The 2,241-nt window shown below is 62.1% G+C and carries 1 protein-coding gene and 1 pseudogene; one reads left to right on the plus strand and one right to left on the minus strand.

Annotation, left to right across the window (positions count from 1 at the left end; translation table 11 throughout):
* Positions 1-1,143, plus strand: a 1,143-nt coding sequence (gene tyrS / locus EN993_RS34920; protein WP_127266157.1) for a tyrosine--tRNA ligase, incomplete at its 5' end; no start/stop codon positions are given.
* A gap of 6 nt (positions 1,144-1,149) precedes the next feature.
* Here the strand turns inward: tyrS and EN993_RS34925 are convergent.
* Positions 1,150-2,241: pseudogene (locus EN993_RS34925) on the minus strand (AsmA-like C-terminal region-containing protein); the annotation flags it as partial.

Below are 2,241 nucleotides of genomic sequence, written 5' to 3' on the forward strand. Positions count from 1 at the left end.
GCCTATATCGGCTTCGACGCGACGGCCAAAAGCCTGCACGCCGGCTCGCTGATCCAGATCATGATGCTGCACTGGCTGCAGCAGACGGGTCATCGGCCGATCGCGCTGATGGGCGGCGGCACCTCGATGATCGGCGACCCGTCGTTCAAGGACGAGGCGCGGAAGCTTTTGACCCCGCAGGACATCGACGACAACCTCGCCGGCATCCGCCGCAACTTCATGCCCTACCTCAAATTCGGCAGTGGTCAGAACGACGCCATCATGGTCAACAACGCCGACTGGCTGATGGAGATCAACTACGTCAATTTCCTGCGCGACGTCGGCCGTCACTTTTCCGTCAACCGCATGCTGGCCTTCGATTCCGTCAAGCTCCGGCTCGATCGCGAGCAGTCGCTGTCGTTCCTCGAATTCAACTACATGATCTTGCAGGCCTATGATTTCGTCGAGCTTTACAAGCGTCTCGGCTGCCGCCTGCAGATGGGCGGTTCCGACCAGTGGGGCAACATCATCAACGGCATCGATCTCGGCCGCCGCATGGAGGACGCGCAGCTTTATGCGCTGACCACGCCGCTGCTCACCACCTCGTCAGGCGCCAAGATGGGCAAGTCTGCCTCTGGCGCGGTCTGGCTCGATGCGGAGATGCTGAGCCCCTACGAATTCTGGCAGTACTGGCGCAACACCGAGGATGCCGACGTTGGCCGCTTCCTGAAACTCTACACGACGCTGCCGCTGGACGAGGTCGCGCGGCTTGAGCGGCTCGGCGGATCCGAAATCAATGAAGCCAAGAAGATCCTCGCCACCGAGATCACCGCCTTGCTGCACGGCCGCGCAGCTGCCGAACAAGCCAGCGATACGGCGCGCAAGACGTTCGAGGAAGGCGCGCTCGCCGAAGCGCTGCCGACCGTCGAGGTTGACAAGGCAGCGCTCGAAGCCGGCGTGGGCGTCCTGTCGCTGCTCGTCACCGCCGGACTGGCGGCGTCGAACGGCGAGGCGCGGCGGCATGTGCAGGGCGGTGCGGTGCGCCTGAACGACGAGCCGGTCAGCGATGAGCGCCGGCTTGTGACTTCAAAGGATTTGAGTCCGGAAAACGTCGTAAAGCTTTCTCTGGGCAGGAAAAAGCACATTCTGGTGCGGCCGATTTGACCTCGATCAGCGGTACTCGAAGATCGACCTGAATATCCCGGGCGCGATCACCGACAGCGGATTGATGTCCAGCAGCGGCTTGTTGGCATTGCCCTTGAGCCGGTAGGTGACGCCGATCAGGCCGCGGTCGCGGCCATTGCCGAGCAGCGCGCCGACGATGGGCAATTCGCCGAAGATGCGATTGAGGCCATAGACCGGCATGAACGTGCCAGTCATGTCCATATTGTTGTTCTGATCGTAGAGCGTGCCTTGGAACGTCGTGCCGATGCGCGGGCCGCGCAGCACGCCATTGGCCAGTTTCAGATAGCCACTGCCCTTGTCGATCTCGGCGTAACCGCGTTCGAATTTCACCCGCGACGTGTCCAGCTTGCCCTTGACCGCCTGATTGAGGCTGCGGTTGTCGCCGGCCGGCGTGGTCGAGACGATGGAGGCGAGTTTCGGTTCGTTGACCACGAAAAAGTTGCTGGTATCGACCTTGCCCTTCAGCGATCCGTCGCTCGGCCCCGCCAGCGCCAGGGTGATCGATCCACCTTCCATATGCTCGTAGATGTTGAGGAACCTGAGGATGGCGCCAGCGTCCGCGGACTGCATGTTGAGCGCGCGCTGGCCAGCGCCAGTGGTGTTGCTGATGCTGATCGCAGCGCCCGAACTTGCCGTGGCGCTGACCTTCAGCCCGTTCACCCGCGATCCGGCCGCGCTGTAGTCGAGCTTCAGATTGGACAATTGCTCGTCGTGGAAACCGGTCAGCTGATCGACATCGGCGCTGACGGAAATGGCATCGGAACCGGTCGTCTTGGTGGCCGTGTCGACGTCCGAGGTGAACTGCTTGATGAGCGAGCGTGCATCCAGCGCGCTGCCTGATATGTCGACCGCATAGCCCTTGCCGGATCGCTTCACGGATACCGCAACGTCGTCGCCCCTGTTCAAGGTGACCTTGCTGAACCGCGCCGACGACAGCGCGCCATTGACCAGCACGATGCTGCCGTCGATGGAGAAGGTCTTTCCGTCGAGATTAAAGTCGGACAGCGTCGTGGTGTCACCGGACTTGGTCATGACGAAGGTGACATTGGCGGGAACCCCTGCCCCCTTGCTCCAACC

The sequence above is a fragment of the Mesorhizobium sp. M7D.F.Ca.US.004.01.2.1 genome (assembly GCF_003997785.1).
Classification (GTDB): domain Bacteria; phylum Pseudomonadota; class Alphaproteobacteria; order Rhizobiales; family Rhizobiaceae; genus Mesorhizobium; species Mesorhizobium loti.